This window comes from Caballeronia grimmiae, from assembly GCF_000698555.1.
GTDB classification, from domain to species: domain Bacteria; phylum Pseudomonadota; class Gammaproteobacteria; order Burkholderiales; family Burkholderiaceae; genus Caballeronia; species Caballeronia grimmiae.
The window spans coordinates 1-3,850 of sequence record NZ_JFHE01000092.1; the positions used below are offsets into that span (position 1 = coordinate 1).

5 protein-coding genes are annotated in these 3,850 nt (G+C 65.4%); 4 read left to right on the plus strand and 1 reads right to left on the minus strand.

Annotated elements, in window-relative coordinates; translation table 11 throughout:
- Positions 1-1,310 (minus strand): EAL domain-containing protein (locus tag BG57_RS30535; protein ID WP_052006114.1); only part of this gene is annotated, 1,310 nt, incomplete at its 3' end.
- A 320-nt stretch (positions 1,311-1,630) separates the two neighbouring features.
- On the opposite strand from BG57_RS30535, the gene BG57_RS30540 reads away from it, so the two are divergent.
- The 4 genes from BG57_RS30540 to rpsU all read left to right on the plus strand — a co-directional run bounded on the left by BG57_RS30540 (position 1,631) and on the right by rpsU (position 3,491).
- Positions 1,631-2,161, plus strand: a complete 531-nt coding sequence (locus tag BG57_RS30540) for a GNAT family N-acetyltransferase (RefSeq protein WP_035970960.1) — start codon at positions 1,631-1,633, stop codon at positions 2,159-2,161.
- A 27-nt stretch (positions 2,162-2,188) separates the two neighbouring features.
- Positions 2,189-2,782: a YigZ family protein gene (locus tag BG57_RS30545; protein ID WP_035970962.1), complete on the plus strand. Its 594-nt coding sequence runs from the start codon at positions 2,189-2,191 to the stop codon at positions 2,780-2,782.
- The gene (locus tag BG57_RS30550) at positions 2,779-3,111 is read left to right on the plus strand and encodes a 2Fe-2S iron-sulfur cluster-binding protein (RefSeq protein WP_035970964.1); all 333 of its coding nucleotides are present in this window, start codon (positions 2,779-2,781) and stop codon (positions 3,109-3,111) included. The genes BG57_RS30545 and BG57_RS30550 overlap by 4 nt, the downstream gene beginning before the upstream one ends.
- 167 nt (positions 3,112-3,278) lie before the next feature.
- Positions 3,279-3,491 (plus strand): 30S ribosomal protein S21, encoded by a 213-nt coding sequence (gene rpsU, locus BG57_RS30555; protein WP_006999077.1) that lies wholly within the window; start codon positions 3,279-3,281, stop codon positions 3,489-3,491.
- Positions 3,492-3,850 lie beyond the last annotated feature (359 nt).

Consider the following 3,850-nt stretch of genomic DNA (forward strand, 5'->3'; position numbering starts at 1 on the left):
AGGCTCGAATAGCCGGTGCCGAAATCGTCGAGATAGACCGCGTGGCCCGCGCGGCGGAACGCGCTGATGACGTCCTTCGCGGCGTCGGCGTCGAGGAACGCGCGTTCGGTCGCCTCGATGCGAATCTGCTGCGGCCGCACGCCCTGCTGTTCGATGGCCGGCCCGAGCACGTCGAGAAAACGGTGCGTCGTCAGGTCGGAAGCCGAGAGGTTGACGGAAATGTAGTAATCGTCGTAGTGCCGGAGAAACTCGCCGAGTTCGAGCAGGACGGTGTCGAGCACCTGATCGGTGATCGCCTGGATCAGCCCGCCATGTTCCGCGAGCGGAATGAAATGATCCGGCCGCACGATGCGGTCGTGATGCTTCCAGCGCACGAGCGCTTCGGCGCCGACGCATCGGCGCGTGGCGAGATCGACGATCGGCTGATACGCGACGATGAACTGATGCCGCCGCACGGCGTCGCTCAACTGTCCGCGCGGCGAAATCCTGCGCACGACGAAATACGCGGCCCAGCACGCACAGGCGAGACCGACCGCGACGCCGCCGAAGAGCCACCCCCACGGCAGCGAGCGCACGCGTTGCCGCCATGTTTCGCGCGGCACGCTGACGATGACCGCGAGCGGCATCGACGCCGACTGGCGCACCGCGACGGCCGAGCAATCCGGCGGCGGCTTGTGCTGGCTATAGACGGCGAGGACGGCGGAGGCATCCGTCGAAGGCGTGCCGGCGATCACCCGCCGCGCTTCGGTGTTGATGACGGCGACGCGGCCCTCGTGCGCGAGATCGGTATCGATGCCATCGACGTAAAGCGACGGGTCGGCGGTGATATAGAAGCCGTCGCGTCCCAGCACGAGCGATTCCTTGCCGCCCGGCAGGCGCGCGAGGCCGTACCACGCGCTGAGGCCGTCGGACGAGCGCCAGTCGGGCGGCGGCAACGTGAGGCCATCGAACGTACCCGCCGATACCGCGCCCAGGAGCGATGAGCATTGCCAGCGGCCGTCGCGATCGTACGCGCCGGCGTCGCGGACCTGGTCGTGCGTGAGCGTGATCTGGCGAAGCGCGTGGAGATACGGCGTCGAGCACGGCGTTTCGTTCACCTTGCCGATTTCGCCGAGCGCGCCCGACAGACGGCGCGTGATGTCCTCGGCGCGATAGAGCGCGGCATCGGCGAGGATGCTCAGGCGTTCGACGCGCTGCTGCCGCTCGCTGCGCGCCGCGACGATCAAGCCGATCCCCGCGGGTGCGAGCGCCGCAGTCCCCACGATGACGATCAGAAGCGCCGCAAGCGCCCCACGTTGAAAGTTGTTCATTGCGTGTCATGGTCGCGCCGCGAAGCGAGCGGCTCTCACGCTGTGGCGCGCGTTGCCGGAGAAATTTCCGTTGTGCCGGCGCGAGCGAAGGCCGCGAATGCGAATCGCTACACAAGCGAGTAAGTGTAGGGTCGGGCCGTCACGCGCTTCAACGTTTTAATTCGGCAATAAGTCGCGGTTTTCGTGGTCTGGCGCACGGCCCGCCGCACATTTATTTGAGTCGGCGCGGCGTGAGAGAATTCCGGCTTGCGAGCACGCGCGTGCGGCCCTTTTGCGGCCTGGTCGCGCCGTGCAAATCCGTTGCTCGATTCGAAACCGCCATGACTTCATCCAGCGCCCGCCAGCCCGTGATTCGCGACGCCACACCCGGCGACTTCGACGCGATCGCGCGCATCTATTCGCATTACGTGCTCCACGCGCTCGCCACGTTCGAAGAAGCCCCGCCTTCCGCCGATGAGATGCGTGCGCGCCATGCGGCGATCGTCGCCGCCGGCCTGCCTTATCTCGTCGCGGAACTCGACGGCGAGATCACGGGATACGCGTATGCATCGGCGTATCGCGCGCGCTCGGCGTACCGGCATACGATCGAAGACTCGGTCTATGTCGCCGATGGCTTCGGCGGGCGCGGCATCGGGCTCGCGCTTCTGTCGGCGCTGATCGCGCGTTGCGAGCAAGGGCCGTGGCGGCAGATGGTCGCGGTCATCGGCAGCAGCGGCAACGCGGGATCGATCGCGCTGCACGCGCGGCTCGGATTCGAACACGTCGGCGTGCTGCGCAATGTCGGCTTCAAGCTCGGCGGCTGGGTCGATAGCGTGCTGATGCAGCGCCCGCTTGGCATGACGGTTTCCTGATTTTTCCGATTCGCGAAGTCACCCGCCTTGCCGACCTACACCCTCGCCTCTCCCGTCAGCGCCGAAATCGACATACGCAAGAGTCGCTTCATCGCGCTGGCCATTCCCGTTACTGATCGCGATGCCGCCATGCGCGAGCTCGGCCGGCTGCGCGCCGAGCATCCGGGCGCGACGCACGTTTGCTGGGCGCTGCTCGCGGGCGGGCAGTCGGGCATGTCCGACGACGGCGAGCCGTCCGGCACCGCGGGCAGGCCCATTCTCGAAGTGCTGCGGCACCATGAGGTCGATGGCGTGCTCGCGGCTGTGGTGCGCTACTACGGCGGAATCAAGCTGGGCGCGGGCGGGCTCGTGCGCGCCTACACCGATGCGATCGCCACCGCGATGCAGTCGGCCGAGCGTGTGGAGCGCATCGAACGCGGGCTGATGAACGTCGACATCGACTATGCCGATGAAGCCCGCGTGCGCCGATGGATCGAGCAGCACGACGCCGAACTGGTCGACAGCGCCTACGCGATGACTGTACGGCTCGTCGTGCGCATGCCCGCCGCCGAGCGCGAATCGGCCGCCGCGGAGTTGCGCGATCTGACGAACGGCCGGGCGATCATCGAGGTCCACGCGTGAACGAGGCGCGCGTTTTCAAGCTCACGATCGCGCCGGGCGGACAGGTCGTCGAAGCGGAGGCCGGCGTTTCGTTGCTTGCGGCGGCGTTGCGCGGCGGGGTGTCGCTGCCGAGTTCGTGCCGCAACGGCACGTGCCGCGCGTGCATGTGCCGGCTGATCGCGGGCAAGATCGGCTATCGCATCGACTGGCCGGGTCTGACCGCCGAAGAGAAAGCCGATGGCTGGATTCTTCCGTGCGTCGCGCTTCCGCGATCGGACGTGACGATCGATCAGCCGGACGCGAAACTCGCTGCCGCCGTGCCGCGTGCGGTTCGCTCGCGCGGCTTCTGACGCACGCGGGTATTTCGGGATTGTCGTCACGATTCAACGACCTACGATGTGAGTCCCGAACCTCTGCAAGCACATCGTCGCTCAAAGGGGATGCGGAGCGGCTCTCAAAAAGTGTACAATTGCGCTTTGCCCCAATTTCTGGCAGGGCCAGATCAACCGAGATTTCAATGACTAAAGTACTGTTGAAAGAGAACGAGCCTTTCGACGTCGCCATGCGTCGTTTTCGCCGTACCGTCGAACGCACGGGCCTGATTCAAGAACTCAAGTCGCGTATGGCGTACGAGAAGCCGACCACCGAGCGCAAGCGCAAGAAAGCTGCTGCTGTCGCTCGCCTGCGCAAGCAGATCCGTCGCGCGCAACTGCCGAAAAAATTCTATTGATCGACTGATGGCGCGGGCATCGCCCTCGCCCTTTCAGTTTCGGTCAGTAAGCCGGAAATCGGCGGGTCGCGGTTTCGTCAATGCCGTGGCGTTCAGCCACGGGCGAAAGCTCGCGAGTAGCACGCCTGCCGCGTGCGCCCGTCGGAACCGGTTGTCGGAATAGCAAAAAGCCTGCATGAGTCGATGCTCATGCAGGCTTTTTGTGTTTGGGAAGGTCGATAGCGCCGAGCGGACGGAACGTTGCCGTCACTTGGTTGCGGTGACTTGCATCGATTGGGTGCACAAAAGTAAAGAGCCCGGCTGAACCGGGCTCTTTACTTGATATCTTGGTTGCGGGGGTAGGATTTGAACCTACGACC